The organism is Streptomyces sp. NPDC127068 (genome assembly GCF_042724695.1).
Classification (GTDB): domain Bacteria; phylum Actinomycetota; class Actinomycetes; order Streptomycetales; family Streptomycetaceae; genus Streptomyces.
This window is the reverse complement of the sequence record NZ_JBHXEN010000002.1, coordinates 17992-37280: the sequence shown is the minus strand read 5'-3', so window position 1 is coordinate 37280 and position 19289 is coordinate 17992. Positions and strand designations below refer to the sequence as shown.

Below are 19289 nucleotides of genomic sequence, written 5' to 3'. Positions count from 1 at the left end.
TGACGTTGCACTTGGGTTCACGTTTCGTGCACGAGGGGCCTCAACAGTGTGTCCTGGCTCGTTTCGAACCTGACCGGGCCATGGATGCAGGTGGTTGATGGAGGTCACTGATGGTCAGGCGTCGTGAGCTGCTCGGGATGGTCGGCGCGACCGTCGGAGCGGGAGTGCTGGCAACGGGCGCGGCCGAGGCCGCCCCGCAGGGTGGGCGGAAGCACGGCGGGCCCGCACACCGCAAGCTCAAGGTCATGCAGTTCAACATCTGGCTCGGCGGCAGCCGGGTGCCGGGCGGCCGGGCCGGCATCGCCGACACCATCGCCGCGGTCGAACCGGACGTGGTGATGCTCAGCGAGTCGAACCCGGAGCGGGTGGCCCGTCTCCTGGCCGATCTCGCGGACCGCGGGCTGACCTACTTCGACAACGAGAACCCGGTCGACCCCGCGGTGATCTCGCGCCACCCGATCGTCGAGCACGCGTCGTTCCCGTCCTGGTCGAAGGCGGTCGTCTCGGTCGACGGCACCGAGGTCGCGGCGTACTCCGGGCACTTGGAGTACCGCTACTACGTGACCTACCTGCCGCGCGGCTACGGCGGCGGCACCCCGTCGCCCCTGGAGACCTCCGAGTACGGCTGGGGCGAGATCCCGACCGGTCCGATCACCGACGTCGGCCTGATCACCCGGCTCAACACGGCCTCGGGACGCACGAAGGCGACGAGGACGGTGCTCGCGGACGCCGCGAGGGAACGGGCCAAGGGGCGGCTCACGCTGTTGGCCGGTGACTTCAACGAACCCTCGCACCGGGACTGGAACCACCGGACCCGGAACCTGTTCGACCACCACGGTGCCGTCGTCCCCTGGTCGACGACGAAGGCGATCGAGGACGCCGGTTTCCGCGACAGCTACCGCGTGATCCACCCGGACCCGGTCCGCAGGCCGGGCTTCACCTGGCCGAGCGACAACCCGGGCGTCGACGTCGGTCAGCTCACCTGGGCGCCGAAGGCCGACGAGCGGGACCGGATCGACTTCGTCTTCTACCACCCGGACCGCCGGATCCGGCTGCTCGACAGCGTCATCGTGGGGCCGTCCCGCACCATCGTGCGCAACGAGCGGGTCGAGGAATCGGGCAGGGACAGGTTCTGGGAGCCCACCTGGACCTGGCCGACCGACCACAAGGCCGTACTCAGCACCTTCCGGATCACCACGCGCTGAGCACGTGCGCGCCCCGGTCAGCCCTGTCCGGCCGAGCGAGCGGGAGATCGCCGGCGACGCACACCACGCGCGCATCGCGGGGGCCGGGGCGGAACGGCTCAGCCCCGGACGGGTCCTGAGCCCCGTTGACGAAGAGCATCCGACGGGCGCGCCGCCGTACCCAGCGGTCGATGTCGGGCATGACCTCCGCGTCGAAGCGCATCGGGACGGTCCGCGGCACGAAGTTGCGGGCTTCGATGGCGTCCGGGTACTTCAGGAGTCCGTTCAGATGATCGGTGGGCACGGTCAGGTAGCCCATTTGAGTGCCGAGTTGATACTAGTAGGAACGAACTGCCGGGCCGTGGAGTCGGCGTAGACGGGCAGGGCCGCGGTCCTCTCCAGCCAGGCGTAGAGCGCGTCGCTGGAGGCGTCCGGGCCGGGGACGGCGGCGTCGTCCGCAGGGACGGTGCCGTCCACGTCGTGGGGGTGGAAGCGGCGGTGTGGAGCAGGGTGAGGCGCTGCTCGAAGGTCCCGGCCGCCGCGTCGTGGTGGTCGACCGGTTGGCGCAGGCCGAGCACGAAGAAGCGGTACCCCGGCTCGGCGCCCGACCGCTCCTCGATGACGCGCAGGCCCGGGAGCGCCCGCAGGGCGTCCGTCACCTCACCGGTCGACGCACGGAGCCGGTCCGCAGCCCGGGCGGGCACGGCGGCCAGGCCCGCTACTGAGGCCGCTGAGGCCGCTGTTGCGGCGGTGGCGAGTAGACCCGTCTCGTGAAGTGCATGCGCGTCCCCTCCGTTGCTGACCTCCTCATCCCATCGGCCGGTGGGACCCGGGGGATCCCCCGCGCGAGGGAACGGCCTCCCGCTGCCGAGGGAGACTCCCCCGCCGGGCGATGCGTCGACGTTCACCGGGCGCCCGGGAATAGCGGCCCTGAGCCCCGGGTTACGGAAAGCACGGCATCCGTACGGCAATTGGGGAGAGTTCATGACAGTCCAGGGCACGGTGGTCGACGGTTTCGAGGGGGTACGGGAGGAGTTCGCCGCCTTCCTCACGGGCGAGGAGCACGCTCCGGGCGCCCAGTTGGTGGTGCACCGGGGCGGCGAGCGGGTGGTGGACCTGTGGTCGGACGGGGTGACCGGGGACTCGCTGCTCGGCGTCTTCTCCTCCACCAAGGGCGCGGCGTACCTGACGACCGCGCTCCTGGTCCAGGACGGCCTGCTGGACCTGGACCGCACGGTCGCCTCGTACTGGCCGGACTTCGCCGCCGAGGGCAAGGGCGGGACCACGTTGCGCGAACTGCTGGCGCACCGGGCCGGGGTGCTCGGCCTGGACGCCGGGCTCACCCGGGAGGAGCTGGCCGACGACCGGGCGATCGCGGCCCGGCTGGCCGGGCAGCGCCCGTTCTGGCAGCCGGGGCGGTCCTTCGGCTACCACGCGCTCGTGATCGGCGCGCTGGTCGGCGAGGTGGTGTTCCGGGCCACCGGGCGCACGCTGCACGAGTGGTACGAGGAACGGATACGCGCCCCGTACGGGCTGGACCTGTGGCTGGGCCTCCCGGAGCGCGAGGAGCCGCGCTTCCTGACCACCCTGCCGATGCTGCCGACGCCGGAGCAGGCCGCCGAGATCGAGGCCGCTGCCTACAGCCCGTACAACCTGACCGGGATCGCCCTCAACGAGCACGCGCCGGACCACGCCGAGCTGTACTCCCTCCCGAACTCCCGTACCGTCCGTGCGAAGGGCCAGGCGTCGGCGGCCGGCATCGGCTCCGCGCGCGGTCTGGCCGGTGCGTACGCGGCGGCCGTGTTCGGCCTGGACGGCCGGAGTCCACTGCTGAAGCCGGACACGGCGACCGAGTTCGCCCGGGTCCACTCCGAGGGCAAGGACCTGGTGGGCGGCGAGCCGGAGGCGTTCGGCCTGGGCTTCGTCGCCCTGGACGTGCGCTTCCCGTTCCTCGGCGCCGGCACCTTCGGCCACGGCGGTGCCGCGGGCTCCCTCGCCTTCGCCGACCCCCGGCAGGGCTTCGCCTACGCCTACACCCGCCGCCGGTACGCCTTCCCGGGCGGCCCGGCCCCGGAGAACGACCGTCTGATGCGGTCGGTGGTCCGTGTGCTCGGCTGACGGGCGGCTGCGCGACCGCCCGTCGCGCCCGTGGGGACACCTCGGCCTCCGATAATTTCGTTGAGCGCGCACCCTGCAATGGTGTTGGCTGGCGGCACCGGACTGTCAGTACCTCAGATGTCCGCTCGGCCGTAGCAGGGAGTCAAAACGTGCAGGACATGGGTGTCGACCCCGTTGCCCACAATCGGGCGGCCTGGGACAAGTACGTCCAAGAGGGCGACGAGTGGACGAGGCCGGTGAGCACCGAGGACGTGGAGCGCGCCCGCAAGGGCGACTGGTCGACCGTTCTCATCGGGCATGAGTCGGTCGACCGCTCCTGGCTGCCGACGGACCTGACCGGCAAGGACGTGTTGTGCCTGGCCTCCGGCGGTGGCCAGCAGGGTCCCATCCTCGCCGCCGCGGGGGCGCGGGTCACCGTGTTCGACAACTCGCCCGGCCAGCTCGGCCAGGACCGGATGGTGGCGGAGCGCGACGGACTCGACCTGCGCACCGTCCTCGGCGACATGCGCGACCTCGGTGCCTTCGGCGACGCATCGTTCGACGTCGTGTTCCATCCGGTCTCCAACCTGTTCGTACCGGACCTGGCACCGGTGTGGCGCGAGTGCTTCCGCGTCCTGCGGCCGGGCGGAAGCCTGCTCGTGGGCTTCCTCAACCCTGATGTGTACTTGTTCGATCATGAGGCGCTCGACGAGCGCGGCGAGCTGAACGTCGTGCACAAACTGCCCTACAGCGACGTCACGCACTACTCCGCCGAGGAACGCGCCACGAAGTTCGGCGCGGATGCCGCTCTGGAGTACAGCCACACCCTCACCGCACAGATCGGCGGTCAACTCGCCGCGGGGTTCGTCCTCACCGGCTTCACGGAAGCCCCGGACCACTCCAACGCAGCCGGTCAGTACCTGTCGAACTACTACGCGACGCTGGCGGTCAAGCCGGGCTGACCAGGTCGCGGGGCCGACCGGGACGACCGTGTCCCCGCACGGCCGCTGCGAGGATGCCCGCAGGGAGTCTTCGGGTGTGGTTGCGGCATCGTGGGATCGGATCCAGGCGAGGGACTGGTCGGGCGTTATCGACTTGGTCGCCGACGATGCCGTGGTCGAGTGGCCGGTCAGCGGGGAGCGCATCGTCGGCAACAGGGACTTCGTCGCGGTGAACAGCGAGCATCCCGAGGGGTCGTCGATTCGGGTGCTGCGGGTCGTGGCCGACGGCGATGAGGTGGTCTCCGAGGTCGAGGTGCCGCACGGCGATCGCGGCGTGTTCCGCGCGGCCTCGTTCTGGACCGTACGGCAGGGGCGGATCGTACGCGGCCGGGAGCGCTGGACGAGCCTCGGAGCCGATCCGCGCCCCGAAGGGCGGGCCGGTCCGGTCGAGCCCATGTGAGGCGGCGGACCTCCTCGTCGAAGGTCAGCGCCCCGGCCGTCTCGCTATCCGTCCAGTCGGATCCGGATGCCCACCGAGCGCTCGGAGCCGCCGCGCAGCCTGCTGCCGAGCAGTCCGACCCGGGCGACCAGCCCGTACTTCCGCTTCAACAGGCCGGTGAAGTGCGCGCTATCCTCCGGCGCCAGCACCTCGGCGAAGCCGGGTGTCGAGGCGCCGAGCGGCTTGCCCCGCCAGTCGCAGGGGCCGACCGTGACCTGACCGCTGTTGCGGATGCGCTTCACCTTTCCGGCGTCCGCCGCACTCCACACCGCCAGTGTCTGACCGTCGAGCATGACCCAGACCGGGGTGGGAACTGCCCTGCCGTCCCGGCGGAAGGTGGTGAGGAGCAGATACTTGCCGGCAGCCAACTCGCGGAGGACCGCGTCGCTATGCGTCATGGCCAGAGGGTAACCGGTTAGTCAATTAGACTGCCGCCGATAGGGCCGAACGGCGCGCACGACGCTGCTGAAGGGAACCCCGTGGGGAGATTCATCTGGAGCGTGCTGGCCGGCTTCGCGATCGGTACCCCCGCGATCCCCGTCGGCCTCTCGCTTTCCCTGCCCGGACCGGTAGCGCTCTTCGCGGTGCTGCTGGGCTCCGGGTGCTGCGTGGTCTTCGCGGTGTTCGCCATGGGCCGGGCTCGCTCGCTTTGGCAATCCTGGCGGGCTCGCCGGAAGTCGCCGTCCGCGGTAGGGGCCTCCGACGGTGCAACGCCGGTGCGGACGGCCGTGAGCGATCGACTCGCCGGCACCACGGGGCGGCGTGCGCGCCGGATCTTCGAACGGTACGGCGTGGTGGGCTTCGGCATCGTCGGCCCCGTCCTCTTCGGCACCTGGGGCTCGTCCCTGCTCGGCGCCGCGCTGGGCATCCCCCGCTGGCGCCTGATCCGCTGGCTGATGGCCGGGGTCACCCTGTGGTGCACCGTCATGCTGTTCGCTTCGGATGCGGCTTTCGACGCCTTCGAGATCGGATGACCGACCGGTGCACAGGGACGTCCACGGCACTGCATCAACCGCTTCGGTCCCCCACTACGATGACCCGCATGTCCCGAGCCGAAGCCACCAAGATGCGCATCCTCCGGGCCGCCACCGACGAGTTCGCCGCGCACGGCATCGCCGGAGCCCGGGTGGACCGGATCGCCAGGACGGCGTCGGCCAACAAGAACCTCATCTACGTCTACTTCTGCAGCAAGGAACGGCTCTTCGACACGGTCTTCGACACCCATGTCACCCACGGCCTGAACACGGTTGCCTTCACCCCGGACGACCTCCCTGGCTATGCGGGGCGCCTCTTCGACTACGCCCAGGAACACCCCGAGGTCATCCGGCTCGCCATCTGGCACCGCCTGGAGCGCGGCGACAGCCACGACCGGGACCCGGCACTCGCGGCAGTGACACGCGGCGCCGAGCTGGAGGCGCTCGCCGCGGTGCAGAAGGACGAAGGCATCGGCGCCGCCTTCTCGCCCGCCGCGCTGCTCACCCTCGTCCTGGGCCTTGCCCTCGCATGGAACCCCGGCAACGCCACCGGCCTGCCCGCCTCGGCGATCGAGGCCGAGAGCACCGAGGACCGCCGCCGCTCGATCGTCGAGGCCGTGCGCCGCCTCCTGTGAGTCGGTCCCTGCCGGCGTTCCGCTCCAGGGCTCACGGACGCCTCTCCGTATCACCGGAGTAGCCGGGGTGCCGCGCACCCGCACTTCCAGCCCCTGAGGCCGCTCGGCAAGCGGCCCGCCCGCACGTCGGCCTTCACCCACGCCGAACAACGCGATCCGTCACAAGAACAGCGCATGGTGAATCGACTTGCGTCGCGCCTGCGAATGAGCGGAAGCAGGAAATCCCATGTCACCACTCATCCCGCAGGTACTCAATTTCCCCATGATGTACAGGCGCAGCATATGCAGACACGCGCCCCATAAGTAAATCAAGCCAAATCGCGAAGAGGGGGTAGCCCTCCGCATCGAACCCTCGGCACTATATTCTGGCGAATCGAAGATTTGATCGAGAGGAGGCGATTCTTCAGATGGCATCCACATTCAGCCGACGGGGCGACTTACCCCCGGAGCACTTCGCGCCCGTTGCTTGGCAACCATGGAAACTTCTCTGCTATGTGGCGATGCTGATCTTCGCCATAGTCGTCGGATCGACGTATTCGGGTCCGCTCACCGTACTCGTCAAGGTCGTCTTCGTCGTGTTCGGTGCCCTCCAGTTCATCGGCGTATTCGGATTGATGCACGAGTCGGCGCATGGGCATCTGGCCCGCAGCGGAAGGGCGAACAGACTGCTCGGGGAGGTGATTTCGATGGTCGTCGGGACGTCGTACCCGGGCTACCGCGCAGCGCACCTGACCCATCACGCCAGGTTCCGCACCGAAGCCGATCCCCAGGAGGTCATCTTTCCCAGGCGGTCCGCGCCGGTCACGATGGCCCTCCTCACGGCCGCGTCCGTCTTCGGCGCACCGATCTTCCTGCTGGTACGTGCCCCGCTGATCGCTGTGAAGCACCACAACGTGGTGCGGGCGCTATGGGGGCCGATCGCGGCGGTGGCGCTCTACACGACGCTCTACACGGTGCTGCCCAGCGCGCAGTCGAGCTTCCTGTTGATGACGATCGTGGCGGGGTCCGTGCTCGGCAGTCTCAACGACATCGTCTACCACCAGGGTTTGGTGGCGGACAACACTCTGCGGGCGTCCACTTCCTTCGACTGCGATGGCTTCGGTCAGATGTTCCTCAGCGGCGCCAATAGGCACGCCGAACACCATGCCTATCCCGCGGTGCCCGGACCGAGACTGGTCAAGGTGAGCAAGATCCTGCGCGACGACTTCCTCGCCCGCGGCGTTCCCTATGAGCGTAGCTTCACCGTGGCCTTCGCCCGGCGCTTCGTCACCAACCCCCTGTTCCTCCCCGTGGCCCGAAAGAGTGATCCGGCCAAGGCCGAGAGGTGACCGGGTCGATGACGGGATTCCGGATGATGTCCGCTCGGCTTGACGTTCTCGGAACCGGTGTCTCCATGCCGGGGCCGCCCGTGTCGAACGACGACATGGTGCAATTCATCGCGCTGGGGAACGACAGGCATCGGTCCGAATTCGTGGCGAAGATCGCGGACCAACTGGGTGTGTACCAGCGATTCCTGTCCCGCGATCTCGCCGCGACACGTGAGCTGCCCCGCGCCGGCGACACGAACCCGGAGTTGAGCGAGCGGGCGATTCGCTCCGCACTCGAACAGGCGGGGCTCACGATCGATGACGTGGACCTCCTCATCGGCCACACCACTTCGCCGCACACGCTGCTGCCGCCGAACGTCTCGTGGGTCGCCGATCTCCTCGGCTACCCGGGGCAGTACATGGAACTGCGGCAGGCATGCACGGGCTTCGCCAACGCACTCATGATCGCCGGCTCGATGCTGACCTCGATGGCGGCGGACTGCGTGTGCGTGGTCGGCAGCGAAACGGGGTCCGTGTTGTTCGACGTCGACGAAGCCGTGACGGACCGCGGCCAACTGGTGAACGCGGCGCAGATGGGTGACGGGGCCGGCGCGATCGTCCTCTCCCGTTACACGGGGGGCGGCGGCGCCCATCTCGCGAACGCCTACTTCGGAACCCTCGGCCTGGGCAGGCCCTCCGGCTTCAGCCTCGCCACGGGTGGCTCCTCAAGACCGGCGCACGACACGGGCCAGCCGGGTTCGAGGAACTTCGTCAACGACTACGCACTGGCCCGTGAGGAGGGTCTCGACCTGTTCCGCGCGGGCTTCGAGGCCCTGCGATCGATCGGCTTGGACGAGCCGCAGGTCGACCGGTACCTGACTCACCAGGCGAACGGCCGCATGGGCGAAGTGCTCGCTCCCCTCCTGGGCATCCCGGCGAAGAAGTTCCACAACTGCGCCGCCGACTACGGGAACACCGGCTCGGCCTCGACGTGGATCGGGCTGCACAGCGTTCGCGAGCAGCACGTCCTGGAGCCCGGACAGGTGCTCGGCGTACTCGGGGCGGAGGCGACCAAGTTCATGTACGGCGGCTTCTCCTACGTGGAGGGCAGCCGGGAAGGCCCCGTCCACGACACACCGTCCGGATCGGCCGAGGCGGGGGCGGTCCCATGCGGCTGAGCCTGATGTTCTTCTCCGGCGCGCTGGAGCCGAGCGCCGCGGACCAGTACCGGACCGTCCTCGAACTGGCCGAGTTCGCGGACCGGGAGGGATTCGCCGGAATCTGGCTGCCCGAGCGTCACTTCTCGACCTTCGGCGCCCCGTTCCCGAACCCGGTGCTGCTGCTGGCGGCCGTCGCCTCCCGAACGGAACGCCTGACACTACGTACGGGAAGCCTGGTGGCCACGCTGCACGATCCGCTGCGGATGGCCGAGGACCTGGCGGTCCTCGACAACCTCTGCCGTGGACGGCTGGAGGTCGGGTTCGCCTCCGGCTGGTCGCCGGACGACTTCGCCTTCTTCCCCGAACGCTACGCGCGGCGGCACGCCCTGCTCTTCGAACTGATCGACCAGGTGCGGGCCCTGTGGCTCGGCGGTCCGCACGACGCCCGTTCGGGAGACGGCGAGGACATCAGAGTGCGGGCCTTGCCCCGTCCGGTGCAGCAGGACCTCCCGGTGTGGATCGCCGCCACGCAGAGCGTCGAGACGTTCCGTAGCGCCGGCCGACGCGGGGAAGGGGTGCTGACCCATGTCCTCGACGGCAACCTGCAGAAGCTCACGGAGAACATCGCGGCCTACCGCCAGGAGTTCGCGGCGGCCGGTCGCGACCCTGCGGACGGCCGCGTCGCGCTCATGCTGCACACCTTCCTCGGCCCGGACCGGGACGAGGTGATCGATGTCGTCAGGGACCCCTACTGCGACTACCTCAAGACCATCGCGCCCCTGGCCCGAGGTCTGGCCACCGCGAGGAACCGCAGCGTCGACCTCGACCGGCTGAACGCCCGCTACCTCGACGAGTTCGTGCGGGCCCACTTCCAGCGCGCCCTTGACGGCCGGTCGCTCATCGGCACGGTCGAGGACGCACAGACGACGATCAAGACCGTGCGCGAGCTGGGCGTCGACGAGGTCGCCTGCCTCCTGGACTTCGGGCTGCGAGGCGAGCAGGTCCGTCGGCAGTTGCCGTACCTCGCCGAGTTGAACGAGTCCGTCGCCCGAGAGCCGATCAGGGGGAGCCAACGATGACCATGCGTGCACCACAGGCCCGGGTCGACGACGTCGAGGACGATCCGATCCGCATCCTCAGCCCGCACTGGGAGAAGACGCCCGCGTTCGAGCCCCGGCCGGGTGCGGCGACGGACGCGGCGTGGTTCCTGCTGTCATGGGGGCCGAGTCGGTGCGCCGACGCACTGGCCGCGACGCTGCGGGAGAGCGCCCCGGGCGTCGACGTCAGGCGCGTGGACGTGGCGACGGAGTCCGTGGAGCCCCCTGACGACGGCGCCGGAACCGAGCAGCGTCATGTGTTCTTCGTGGACGGGACCGCGCCGTTGACCGGACCCGATGTGGCCGACGCCGCGAACTGGGCGTGGACCGACGCGGTGGTGCACGCATGCCAGGCGGTGGCGTCCCGGCCGGGCGCGAGAGTGTGGATGGTGACGCGTACCGGGCTTCACGGCTCGGGGGCCCGCGACGTCGTCAGGCCCGAACACGACTTCGTCTGGGCACTGGGTCGCTGCCACGCCGCCGAGAGCTCCGAGAGCTGGGGCGGCCTCGTCGACCTGGACGTCGACGATCCGACCACGGCCGGCCGGATGCTGGCGGACTACCTGCTCTCCGACTCGGCGGAGGACGAGATCCTGCTCCAGGACGACGGCCCGCTCGTGGCACGCCTGCGTGCCTCGTCGCTGCCGCCCACCGCGCGCAACCAGAGCCTTTCGACGGAGCGGCTGCACATCGTCAGCGGAGGGGCGGCGGGACTGAGCTTCGAGATCGAGCGCTGGCTCGCCCGCCGCGGGGCGAAGCGGCTGCTGATCCTCGGTCGAAGTCCGCTCGACGCGGAGCGCGAGCGCAACATCCACCTGCTCAAGGAGCTGGGATGCGGCGTGGAGTACGAGGTCCTGGACGTCGGGGACCCGGCGGCGGTGCACACGCTCACGGCCCGTCTGCGGCAGCGCGGCGACGCCCTCGGAGGCGTGTTCCACCTCGCTTCGCACTGGCGACTGGACGGGCGGTCGTGCGTGTCCTCGCTGAGGACCGCCACCGATGAGCAGACCCGGGTGTTGCTCGCGACGAAGGCCGGCGGTGCACTGCTCCTCGGCGAACTCGCCGAGGACCTGGGTGCCGAAGCGATGGTTCTCTTCTCGTCCGCAGCCGCCACGCTCGGGTCCCCGGGACAGGCCAACTACGCGGCGGCGAACGCCGTGCTCGACGGCGTGGCACGTCGCCTGCACCGGGGCCGGGTGCGTGCCGTCAGCATCGCGTGGGGACCCGTCGGCGAGGTGGGCTTCGGCGCCACGCCGGACGGGGCGCGGCTGCACGACGTGTGGCAGCGGCTGGGCCTGCGGCGGCTGACCGTCGTCCAGGTGCTCTCCGCCGTCGACATGGCGTTGTCCCAGGATCAGCCGAACCTCACCGTGGTCTCGTGGGACGCTGCGGGAGCCGACGCGCTGCCCTGGGTCGGAGTACGTCCCGCGCTGGAGCCGCTCGCCGCAGGGCAGCAGCAGGGGTTGGCCCTGAGGCGGCTGGGAGAGCTGGCGGGCGAGGATCGCGTCGAGTACATCGTCCACGTGATGGGCGGGCACCTCGCACGCATCCTGTCGCGCGCGCCGGAGGAGATAGATCCCGAGAGTTCGTTCGCGATGATGGGAGTCGATTCGCTCATCGCGCTCGAAGTGCTCTTCGTCGTCGAACGCGAATTCGCCGTCAGGCTCGGGCTGGACCAGGTCCTGCTCGGCATGGACTCCACCCTCGCGGTCATGGCGAGGCAACTCGACCAGCAGCTCCGCGAGGTCTCGACGCAGACCTCCGGGAGCCCCCGATGAAGGACGTCTGTGTCAGCGGGCTCGGGGCACTGACTCCCCTGGGGGCGAGCCTGGAAGAGTTCTGGAACGGCCTTGTCGAGCCGTCCCTCAAGTTCGCGCCGCCGTCCGGCTGTCCCCAGGTGGGAGTGCCGGTGGCGGAGATCCGTTCCTCGGAGTTCATCACGGGTTCGGCCGTCTCCCATCCCGCGCTGTGTGATCGGTCGGCCCTGCTGGCCGTGGCGGCCACGCGGAGTGCGCTGGACGACGCGGGCCTGACCGCCGACTCCTGCGACCCCGGGCGGATCGCCGTGATCATCGGAAGCGGCGCGGCGGGCGTCGCCACGCTGGACGAGGAGTACGAGCGGTTCTACCGACAGGGCCAGCCGAGGCTCAGTCCGCTGACCGTGCCGAAGATGATGAGCAGTTCCGCGGCCAGCTGGATCTCCATGGCGTTCGGATTCCGCGGACCTGCCTTCGTTGTCGCCAGTGCCTGCGCGTCGGGGACGCACGCGATCGGGATCGCCGCGCAGCTCATCGAGTCGGGCGCCGTCGACGCCGCGGTGTGCGGCGGCACCGATGCGTATCTCGCCGAGGGCGCGCTGAGTGCCTGGCAGTCCGTCGGCGTGTTGTCGGAGGACACCTGCCGACCCTTCGCCGCGGGCCGTACCGGTCTTGTCCTGGCCGAGGGCGCGGGCGTGTTGGTGCTGGAGTCGGCTGAGCACGCGCGCGCGAGGGGGTTCGTGCCCCGGGCGCGGGTGCTCGGCGCCGGTTCGAGCGCGGACGCGGGGCACCTCACCCGGCCCTGTGCCGAAGGAATGGCCTCGGCCATGACCAGCGCTCTGCGTGCGGCGGGGGTCCCCCGGACCGAGATCGACTACGTCAACGCCCACGGAACGGGCACGATCGCCAACGATCTGACCGAGACGGCGGCGCTCAAGACCGTTTTCGGGGTCGACTCCGTGCCGGCCATGTCCTCGACGAAGGGCACCACCGGTCACGCCCTCGGCGCCTCCGGTGGCATCGAGGCGCTGGCCGCCCTCCTGGCCCTCGAACACGGTGTGCTACCTCCCACCGCCCACTTCGACGCGCCTGATCCCGCATGCGATCTCGACTGTGTGCCGAACACCGCGCGGGAGCACCGGACCCGCACGGTGATGTCGAACTCGTTCGCGTTCGGGGGTCTCAACGCCTCCGTGGTGTTCGGGCGGCTGTGACCCAGAACATCACCACACAGCCGCCCACGAGCGGCCTGGAGGGCAGAACCATGGTCCATTCGGTTACCGATGCAGCGGGAATGCTGGCTTCCTTCGCCGGCGGAGTAGTGGCGTGGACCCTTCTTGAGTGGCTCCTGCACGGGCAGGTCTTCCATTCGCGCCGGCTCCGCAACCCGTTCGCGAAGGAGCACGCGCTCCACCACGCGGATCCGCTGCACATGGTCGGCTGGCCCCGCAAGCTCCTCACCCTCGCCTTTGTGGTCGTCACCCTCGTCGCGCTGCTCCGGCTCGCCCTCGGACGCGACGAGGCCGTGGCCTTTCCCTGCGGACTCGGGCTTGCCTACCTCGGCTACGAGGCACTGCACCGGATCATCCATCTGAGGCCGCCTCGCACGGCCTACGGACGGTGGTTGCGACTGCACCACGTCCAGCATCACTTCCACACCCCGCGACGCAACTTCGGCGTGACCACGACCGTTTGGGACCGCGTCTTCGGCACCTACGAGCCGTTCGAGACGCCCCTCGCAGTGCCCGAACGGCTCGCGATGCCCTGGCTGTTCGACCCCAAGACCGGGCAACTCGCCGACACGTTCGCGGAGGACTACGTCCTGGTGCGCCGGGCGCGGGACGCCCGTGACTCCGCGGCGCCGTCCTCCCCACGGTGACGTCGTGCCCCGGGTGCTGAGTTTCGCTGTTGTCACCCGCGTCGTGGGCGTCGCGTACGTGTCCTACCTGGTCGTGTCGAACGGCCCGCCGGTCTTCCGACTGCTCCTCGGTGCGGTGGCCTTGGTGGTCGTCGTCATGTGTCACCGCTGGCGGGCCTTCGCGCTCTTCGCGTCCCCGTTGCTCATCCAGTTCCTCGTGTACGACAGGCAACGTGTGCTCTCACCCGCGGCAACGGGGGTGGAGATCGACGTCACCGGCCCCCGCGACTGGGAGTTGGCCTGGTTCGGCGTGCGCACGGCTCACGGTCCGGTGACACCGGCAGAATGGATGCAGGACCACACGACACCGGTCCTCGACGCCCTCTGCGGCCTGGTCTACCTCTTGTTCATGGTCGGCTTCATCGCCCTGGCCGCCTGGTGGCGGTTCGGGGAGCGACGCGCGGAGGCTCAAGCCGTCACTTGGGCGCTGCTCGCGCTCCACCTCATCGGCTACACCGTCCACCTCCTCCATCCAACGGCGCCGCCCTGGTACGTCGAGAGGTACGGCACCGGCCCGGCCGTGGCCACAGCACCACCGGAGGCGGCCGGTGGCCTCCGGTTCGACCGGCTTCTGGGCATCTCGTGGTTCTCGTCGCAGTACCGGGACAGTTCGAGCGTCTTCGGCGCACTGCCGTCCCTCCACGTGGGACAGACCTTTCTCGCAGCCCTGTTCGCGTGGAGGTACCGCTCCCTCCGCGTCGTCGCGACGGCCTTCTTCGGCCTCGTGCTCCTGGCCTCGGTCTACCTCGACCACCACTACGTCGTCGACGGGATCGTCGGCATGGCCCTCGCCGGAGTTGTCTTCGCCACCACGGTCCGCATCGTGCGGCGCACGGGCCCTTCCCCCAGGGGAGAGTCGTCTCCCCTCAGGCCGCCTCGGCGCGGCGCGGGTCGTCCGCCCGCCGACGGCGTGGCGTCCACCAGGTGAGGTCGCCGAGCAGCGCCATCGTCGCCGGGACGAGCAGACCGCGGACGACGGTCACGTCGACCGCGATCGCGACCGCCATTCCGGTGCCGAACATCTTGATCGTCGGGTCGTCGTTGGACACGAACGCGAGGAACACCCCGATCATGATCATTGCGGCAGCGGTGATCACTCCGCCGGTGGCCGTCAAACCCTCGCGCACCGCTCGCAGGTTGTCCTTGGTCATGTTCCAGCGCTGTTGGACGACGGACAGCAGGAACACCTCGTAGTCCATCGAGAGGCCGAACAACAGGGCGAAGAGCATGAGCGGCACATAGCTCGGAATGGGCACCGGACCGGAGAGTCCGAGCCACGTCACGCCCCATCCCCAGGTGAACACGGCCGTCAGGGCGCCGTAGGCCGCCCCGACAGAGAGGAAGTCCATCGCGGCGGCTTTGAGGGCGACCAGCGGCGCCCGGAAGGCCAGCAGCAGGACGGCCACCGACAGCAGCAGCACGACTCCGATGACGACCGGCAGCTTGGACGTGACGCGTTCGGCGAGGTCCACCCGCGCGGCGGTCGTCCCGCCGACGTGCACCGCCACGCCCGGCACGGACACGCCGCGCAATCGGTGCACGAGGTCAGCCGTCGCCGTGTCACCCCCCGAAGTCGAAGCAATCGCCTGCACCGTGACGACCCGTCCGTCGTCGGATGAGGTCACCGGCCCGACGAAGGCCACGCCCGGCAGGGTGCGCACCGCCGCCACGAACCGGGCGACGCGGGGGTCCCCGGCATCGGTGGCCGGCGTCGGCAGTCGACCGAGCACGGTGAGCGGCGACCCCGTGCCCGGGCCGAACGCCTCCGAGATGACGTCGTTGGCTTGGCGGACGGCAGTGGAGGGCGGCGATGAGCCGGCGTCGAGTTGGCCGAGCCGCAGGTCGGCCGCAGGTGCGGTGAGCAGGGCCAACAGCACGAGCGCGGAACCGCCGACGAGCCAGGGCCGACGCGTCACCCGGTCGGCCTGGCGGGCCCAGTAGCCGCCGTCGCCGGTGGATCCGGCTCGGCGACGGAGCGCCCGACTCAGCCGGTTGTACAGCAACCCCCCGCGGGCGATCCGGCGTCCGGCGAGCGACGTCAGCGCGGGGAGCAGGGTGAGTGTGGAGGCAACGGCGAACAGGACCGCGGTCCCGGACGTCCAGGCCAGCGTCTGGAGGAGCGGCACCTCGGTGAGGCCGAGCCCCGCGAGTGCCACCGCGACCGTCACACCGGCGAAGGCCACCGCCGTGCCCGAGTCGCCGAGCGCGCGTCCGATGGCCTCCGGTACCGGAAGGTCCGCCCGCGCCGACTCCCGGAACCGGCTGAGCACGAACAGCGCGTAGTCGATGCCGACGCCGAGGCCGACCATGGTGGCGATGGTCGTCGCCACGGTGGGGATCGAGGTGGCGTTCCCGGCGAGTCCCACGGTCGCCAACGTCGCGATCAGCGAGAGCGCCGAGGTCAGCAGGGGCAGCAGCGCGCCGAGGAGCCCGCCGAGTGCGAAGAAGAGGACGAGTGCGGCCAGGGTCAGACCGACGTACTCGGTGCCGTAGCCGCCCGACCCGTCGATGGCCTGGGCGAATGCCGCACCCGGAAGTGGCCGCAGGCCGGCATCGGCCGCGGGCCGGGTGGAATCCATGACGGCGCGTGCCATCTGCTCGGTGAGCTCCGCCCGGCGGACGTCCATCCCGATCGTGAACCAGCCGGTGCGTCCGTCCGCCGCCAGCGAACCTTCCTTCGCCGAGGGCGGCTGCACCGCGGTCACGTGCACCACCCGCCGCAGGGAGGCAGCCGTTGCCGCCAGCACGCGGGAGCGGGCCTCGTCGTCCAGCCGCCCTGTCGAGGCCGTGACGATCACGATCCCGGAGGTGGGCGGTGTCACGGTCAGGTCCCGCACGAGTTGGGAGTCAGTGCCTGGCAGACTGACGTCGTTGTTCGTCGGCGTGCCCAGCACTTTCGCTCCGGTCACCAGTGCCGCCACCACCAGTAGCCACGCACCGATCACGACGAATCTGTGTCGGACGCACGCCCGACTCACCGCCGCGACGACCCGAGCGACCCGGCCGTCGTGCGTCGCTGCGCTCATTGGTCCCTCCCGACCGCCCTCACCTCAGGGGCGGGCGATGTTTGGTGAGCGGGCCGCCGCTGCGGACGAGTCGACGCGGCGCGACCCGGGCCAGCCACACCAGAGTCTTGTAGATCGGACTCGGCACCGAGATCACCGTGCCCCTGTCGACGTCGGCGAGGCAGTCGCGGACGACCCGCCGGGCGTCGAGCCACAGGGGCCCGGGAAGCTTGTCCAGGCTGATCCGGGCTCGTTGGTGGAACTCCGTACGGACGAAGCCCGGGCACAGCACGGTCACGGTGACTTCCGTGGCGGCCAACTCGGAGGCAAGCCCCTCGCTGAACGCGATGACCCACGACTTGGCCGCGGAGTACGTCCCTCCCGCGACCCAGCCGGCGGCACTGGCCACGTTGACTATCGTGCCGTGGCCCCGGTCCCGCATGGAACGCCCCGCGGCATGGCTGATGACGAGCACCGCACGGCACAGGACGTCGAAGAGGGCCTCCTCGGTGGCACGCTCGTTGTCGAGGAACCACTTCCGGAGTCCGAAACCGGCGTTGTTGACGAGGAAGTCGACCGTGTGCGCGCGTCCGGCGACACGCTCGACGTCGGCGCGAACGGACAAGTCGGCGAGGACGGCCTCGGTCTCGACGCCGTATGTCCCGGCGAGTTCGGCGCAGACGCGTTCGAGACGTTCGGCCTCGGGGGCGACGAGGACGAGACGGTGGCCGCGTGCGCCGAGTTGACGTGCGAACTCCAACCCGATTCCCGATGTGGCTCCGGTGACGAGCGCAGTAGCCATACCGCAGAGGATATCCGAGAGAACCAGGGCGAGTTCAATGGGAAAGACGGGCTCGCGCCACAGAACTTCCGCTCCGTCGCAGAAGGCGTCGGGGAGCCAAGCGCGCGGCAATGACGATTCCCTTGTAAAGCGGACTCGGGACGGAGATCACCTTGCGCCTGCCGGCGTCCCGCAAACAGACGCGCACGACGGACCGGGCGTCGAGCCAGGCTCGACCCGGGATCGCTCCGGTCCCTATACCGGCACGCTGGTGGAACTCCGTACGGACGAAGCCGGGGCACAAGGCGGTGACGGTGACTCCGAAAGGGGCGAGTTCGCCCGCGAGGCTCTCACTGAAGACGGTGACCCATGATTTGGCGGCCGAGTACGTACCGGAGGCGAGCCAGCCGGCGACGCTGGACACATTGATGATCTGTCCCCTGCCGCGCTCCTTCATCGCCCGGCCCGCGGCATGACAGATGACGAGGACGGCGCTGCACAGGACGTCGAACATCTCCTCTTCCACGCGGAGTTCGTTGTCCAGGAAGCGCCGTCGCGCACCGAACCCGGCGTTGTTCACCACCGTGTCGACGGTCCGGGCCCGCTCGGCGACCCGGTCGACATCGGCCCGGTGAGCGAGGTCGGCGACGAGAACCTCGGCCGTGACGCCGTGCTCCGCCCGAAGCTCGTCGGCCACCTCCCGGAGACGGACTTCGGACCGGGCCACGAGGACCACCCCGTCCCCGCGGGACGCCAGTTGACGCGCGAACTCCAACCCGATACCGGACGTGGCACCGGTCACGAGAGCGGTAGGCATTCCGCAACTGTAGCGAGAGCGGCGGCCTTTCCAGGAGGAATCTCAGCCATCTCCCACGTCGTCGAACGGGGCCTTTGCGGGGCCCGTGCCGCGGTCGTCGTTGTCGGGCTTGTCGCCCTCGAAATCGGCTCCCGCGCCCTCAAGACCGGAAGTCCGGGTGCGGTCGGGCCCGATGCCCTCGTCCGGCGCGGCCCCCTGCCGCACGGGACCGGCACCGTCCGCTTCGGCGGCGACACGCAGCAGCGACTCTTCGCGGCCGGGGTGCCGCCGCGCCGACAGGAAGGTGAGTGCCGTGGCCACCACCCCCACCGCCATGGCGGTCCAGAGGTTCAGGCGCAGGCCGAGGACGTGGTTCGCCGAGTCGATGCGCAGCGCCTCGATCCACAGCCGGCCCAGCGTGTAGAGCGCCACGTACATCCCGAAGACGCGGCCGTGTCCGAGCCGCCACCGGCGGTCCGCCCAGATCACGACGCCGGCCACGGCGAAGTTCCACAGCAACTCGTAGAGGAACACGGGATGGAACGTCCCGAGAACCTCTGGTCGGCCGTCCGGGCCGAGTACGGCACGGCCGACGGACTGGTCCCACTCGTGGATGCGCAGGCCCCAGATCACGTCCGTACGGCTGCCGTACACCTCGTTGTTGAACCAGTTCCCCAAGCGCCCGATTCCTTGTGCCAGCGCGATGCCCGGAGCGGCCGCGTCGGCCAACGGCGGCAGCAGCACGCCGGCGCGTCGGGCGCCGATCCAGGCCCCGAGCGCACCCAGGCCGATGGCACCCCAGACGCCGAGACCGCCTTCCCAGACGTACAGCGCGGCGATCGGATCGCCGTCGGGACCGAAGTACGGCTGCCACGACGTCGCGACGTGATACAGCCGACCGCCGACGATTCCGAAAGGGATCGCCCAGGCCACGATGTCGAGGACGGCACCGGGCTCGCCACCGCGCTGCGCCCATCGCCGTTCGGTGAGCCACACCGCGACGAGGATGCCCATCAGGATGCAGACGGCATAGGCCCGCACCGGTACCGGTCCAAGGTGCCAGACGCCTTGGACCGGGCTCGGAATGGCCATGGTCGCCACTCTCATGAGAGCCCTCCCTAGAACCACCACCGAGCGT

At 70.0% G+C, this 19289-nt stretch carries 20 protein-coding genes and 1 pseudogene; 13 read left to right on the top strand and 8 right to left on the bottom strand.

Going from position 1 to position 19289, the window contains the following annotated elements; translation table 11 throughout:
• Nucleotides 1-110 precede the first annotated feature (110 nt).
• Entirely contained in the window at nucleotides 111-1205 is a 1095-nt protein-coding gene (locus ACFWIA_RS01500) for an endonuclease/exonuclease/phosphatase family protein (protein WP_386999252.1), read from the top strand.
• On the opposite strand, the gene ACFWIA_RS01495 is transcribed toward ACFWIA_RS01500, so the two are convergent.
• From ACFWIA_RS01495 to ACFWIA_RS01485, 3 genes and pseudogenes are all read right to left on the bottom strand, one after another.
• Nucleotides 1192-1503 (bottom strand): hypothetical protein, encoded by a 312-nt coding sequence (locus ACFWIA_RS01495; RefSeq protein WP_386999250.1) that lies wholly within the window; start codon nucleotides 1501-1503, stop codon nucleotides 1192-1194. The genes ACFWIA_RS01500 and ACFWIA_RS01495 overlap by 14 nt on opposite strands.
• A complete protein-coding gene (locus ACFWIA_RS01490; RefSeq protein ID WP_386999248.1) occupies nucleotides 1491-1661 on the bottom strand; it encodes a hypothetical protein in 171 nt (56 codons plus the stop codon). Before ACFWIA_RS01490 ends, ACFWIA_RS01495 begins: the two co-directional genes overlap by 13 nt.
• Nucleotides 1662-1702: 41 nt before the next feature.
• Nucleotides 1703-2170, bottom strand: a pseudogene (locus ACFWIA_RS01485) (hypothetical protein); the annotation flags it as partial.
• On the opposite strand from ACFWIA_RS01485, the gene ACFWIA_RS01480 reads away from it, so the two are divergent.
• The 3 genes from ACFWIA_RS01480 (at nucleotide 2169) to ACFWIA_RS01470 (ending at nucleotide 4682) form a co-directional block, all read left to right on the top strand.
• Entirely contained in the window at nucleotides 2169-3302 is a 1134-nt protein-coding gene (locus tag ACFWIA_RS01480) for a serine hydrolase domain-containing protein (RefSeq protein WP_386999246.1), read from the top strand. The pseudogene ACFWIA_RS01485 and the gene ACFWIA_RS01480 overlap by 2 nt on opposite strands.
• A gap of 149 nt (nucleotides 3303-3451) precedes the next feature.
• Nucleotides 3452-4243 (top strand): class I SAM-dependent methyltransferase, encoded by a 792-nt coding sequence (locus tag ACFWIA_RS01475; RefSeq protein ID WP_386999244.1) that lies wholly within the window; start codon nucleotides 3452-3454, stop codon nucleotides 4241-4243.
• A gap of 76 nt (nucleotides 4244-4319) precedes the next feature.
• On the top strand, nucleotides 4320-4682 hold the full coding sequence (locus tag ACFWIA_RS01470) for a nuclear transport factor 2 family protein (RefSeq protein ID WP_386999242.1): 363 nt from the start codon (nucleotides 4320-4322) through the stop codon (nucleotides 4680-4682).
• A 44-nt stretch (nucleotides 4683-4726) separates the two neighbouring features.
• Here the strand turns inward: ACFWIA_RS01470 and ACFWIA_RS01465 are convergent, their stop codons facing one another.
• Nucleotides 4727-5119 (bottom strand): PPOX class F420-dependent oxidoreductase, encoded by a 393-nt coding sequence (locus ACFWIA_RS01465; RefSeq protein WP_386999240.1) that lies wholly within the window; start codon nucleotides 5117-5119, stop codon nucleotides 4727-4729.
• A gap of 81 nt (nucleotides 5120-5200) precedes the next feature.
• Between ACFWIA_RS01465 and ACFWIA_RS01460 the strand changes: the two genes are divergently transcribed.
• From ACFWIA_RS01460 to ACFWIA_RS01420, 9 genes are all read left to right on the top strand, one after another.
• Nucleotides 5201-5695 (top strand): hypothetical protein, encoded by a 495-nt coding sequence (locus ACFWIA_RS01460; protein WP_386999238.1) that lies wholly within the window; start codon nucleotides 5201-5203, stop codon nucleotides 5693-5695.
• Nucleotides 5696-5763: 68 nt separating this feature from the next.
• Complete coding sequence (locus ACFWIA_RS01455; protein ID WP_386999236.1) at nucleotides 5764-6330, top strand: TetR family transcriptional regulator; 567 nt, start codon at nucleotides 5764-5766, stop codon at nucleotides 6328-6330.
• A gap of 500 nt (nucleotides 6331-6830) precedes the next feature.
• Nucleotides 6831-7658 carry a fatty acid desaturase family protein gene (locus ACFWIA_RS01450; protein WP_386999234.1) on the top strand — a complete coding sequence of 276 codons (828 nt, stop codon included), beginning with the start codon at nucleotides 6831-6833 and terminating at the stop codon, nucleotides 7656-7658.
• A gap of 80 nt (nucleotides 7659-7738) precedes the next feature.
• Nucleotides 7739-8815, top strand: a complete 1077-nt coding sequence (locus ACFWIA_RS01445) for a 3-oxoacyl-ACP synthase III family protein (RefSeq protein ID WP_386999232.1) — start codon at nucleotides 7739-7741, stop codon at nucleotides 8813-8815.
• Entirely contained in the window at nucleotides 8806-9876 is a 1071-nt protein-coding gene (locus ACFWIA_RS01440) for a MupA/Atu3671 family FMN-dependent luciferase-like monooxygenase (RefSeq protein WP_386999230.1), read from the top strand. The genes ACFWIA_RS01445 and ACFWIA_RS01440 overlap by 10 nt, the downstream gene beginning before the upstream one ends.
• Nucleotides 9873-11672: a beta-ketoacyl reductase gene (locus tag ACFWIA_RS01435; RefSeq protein ID WP_386999228.1), complete on the top strand. Its 1800-nt coding sequence runs from the start codon at nucleotides 9873-9875 to the stop codon at nucleotides 11670-11672. The genes ACFWIA_RS01440 and ACFWIA_RS01435 overlap by 4 nt, the downstream gene beginning before the upstream one ends.
• Nucleotides 11669-12865, top strand: coding sequence for a beta-ketoacyl-[acyl-carrier-protein] synthase family protein (locus ACFWIA_RS01430; RefSeq protein WP_386999226.1), 1197 nt, complete (start codon nucleotides 11669-11671; stop codon nucleotides 12863-12865). The genes ACFWIA_RS01435 and ACFWIA_RS01430 overlap by 4 nt, the downstream gene beginning before the upstream one ends.
• 80 nt (nucleotides 12866-12945) lie before the next feature.
• Nucleotides 12946-13530 (top strand): sterol desaturase family protein, encoded by a 585-nt coding sequence (locus tag ACFWIA_RS01425; protein WP_386999224.1) that lies wholly within the window; start codon nucleotides 12946-12948, stop codon nucleotides 13528-13530.
• A gap of 4 nt (nucleotides 13531-13534) precedes the next feature.
• Nucleotides 13535-14497, top strand: a complete 963-nt coding sequence (locus tag ACFWIA_RS01420; protein WP_386999221.1) for a phosphatase PAP2 family protein — start codon at nucleotides 13535-13537, stop codon at nucleotides 14495-14497.
• On the opposite strand, the gene ACFWIA_RS01415 is transcribed toward ACFWIA_RS01420, so the two are convergent.
• From ACFWIA_RS01415 to lgt, 4 genes are read right to left on the bottom strand one after another with little or no spacing between them, the layout of a single operon-like run.
• Nucleotides 14436-16595 (bottom strand): MMPL family transporter, encoded by a 2160-nt coding sequence (locus ACFWIA_RS01415; RefSeq protein ID WP_386999219.1) that lies wholly within the window; start codon nucleotides 16593-16595, stop codon nucleotides 14436-14438. The two genes, ACFWIA_RS01420 and ACFWIA_RS01415, sit on opposite strands and share 62 nt — an antisense overlap.
• Nucleotides 16596-16614: 19 nt before the next feature.
• On the bottom strand, nucleotides 16615-17376 hold the full coding sequence (locus ACFWIA_RS01410) for an SDR family NAD(P)-dependent oxidoreductase (RefSeq protein ID WP_386999217.1): 762 nt from the start codon (nucleotides 17374-17376) through the stop codon (nucleotides 16615-16617).
• A 34-nt stretch (nucleotides 17377-17410) separates the two neighbouring features.
• Complete coding sequence (locus tag ACFWIA_RS01405) at nucleotides 17411-18172, bottom strand: SDR family NAD(P)-dependent oxidoreductase (RefSeq protein ID WP_386999215.1); 762 nt, start codon at nucleotides 18170-18172, stop codon at nucleotides 17411-17413.
• A gap of 42 nt (nucleotides 18173-18214) precedes the next feature.
• Complete coding sequence (gene lgt / locus ACFWIA_RS01400; protein ID WP_386999213.1) at nucleotides 18215-19258, bottom strand: prolipoprotein diacylglyceryl transferase; 1044 nt, start codon at nucleotides 19256-19258, stop codon at nucleotides 18215-18217.
• Nucleotides 19259-19289 lie beyond the last annotated feature (31 nt).

What these genes read in the sequence shown, in the direction of transcription:
- ACFWIA_RS01455 (WP_386999236.1), top strand. Translation starts at nt 5,764, where the DNA reads ATGTCCCGAGCCGAAGCCACCAAGATGCGCATCCTCCGGGCCGCCACC.
- ACFWIA_RS01495 (WP_386999250.1), bottom strand. Translation starts at nt 1,503, where the DNA reads ATGGGCTACCTGACCGTGCCCACCGATCATCTGAACGGACTCCTGAAG.
- lgt (WP_386999213.1), bottom strand. Translation starts at nt 19,258, where the DNA reads ATGAGAGTGGCGACCATGGCCATTCCGAGCCCGGTCCAAGGCGTCTGG.
- ACFWIA_RS01440 (WP_386999230.1), top strand. Translation starts at nt 8,806, where the DNA reads ATGCGGCTGAGCCTGATGTTCTTCTCCGGCGCGCTGGAGCCGAGCGCC.
- ACFWIA_RS01410 (WP_386999217.1), bottom strand. Translation starts at nt 17,376, where the DNA reads ATGGCTACTGCGCTCGTCACCGGAGCCACATCGGGAATCGGGTTGGAG.
- ACFWIA_RS01405 (WP_386999215.1), bottom strand. Translation starts at nt 18,172, where the DNA reads ATGCCTACCGCTCTCGTGACCGGTGCCACGTCCGGTATCGGGTTGGAG.
- ACFWIA_RS01435 (WP_386999228.1), top strand. Translation starts at nt 9,873, where the DNA reads ATGACCATGCGTGCACCACAGGCCCGGGTCGACGACGTCGAGGACGAT.
- ACFWIA_RS01425 (WP_386999224.1), top strand. Translation starts at nt 12,946, where the DNA reads ATGCTGGCTTCCTTCGCCGGCGGAGTAGTGGCGTGGACCCTTCTTGAG.
- ACFWIA_RS01430 (WP_386999226.1), top strand. Translation starts at nt 11,669, where the DNA reads ATGAAGGACGTCTGTGTCAGCGGGCTCGGGGCACTGACTCCCCTGGGG.
- ACFWIA_RS01465 (WP_386999240.1), bottom strand. Translation starts at nt 5,119, where the DNA reads ATGACGCATAGCGACGCGGTCCTCCGCGAGTTGGCTGCCGGCAAGTAT.
- ACFWIA_RS01450 (WP_386999234.1), top strand. Translation starts at nt 6,831, where the DNA reads ATGCTGATCTTCGCCATAGTCGTCGGATCGACGTATTCGGGTCCGCTC.
- ACFWIA_RS01415 (WP_386999219.1), bottom strand. Translation starts at nt 16,595, where the DNA reads ATGAGCGCAGCGACGCACGACGGCCGGGTCGCTCGGGTCGTCGCGGCG.
- ACFWIA_RS01480 (WP_386999246.1), top strand. Translation starts at nt 2,169, where the DNA reads ATGACAGTCCAGGGCACGGTGGTCGACGGTTTCGAGGGGGTACGGGAG.
- ACFWIA_RS01500 (WP_386999252.1), top strand. Translation starts at nt 111, where the DNA reads ATGGTCAGGCGTCGTGAGCTGCTCGGGATGGTCGGCGCGACCGTCGGA.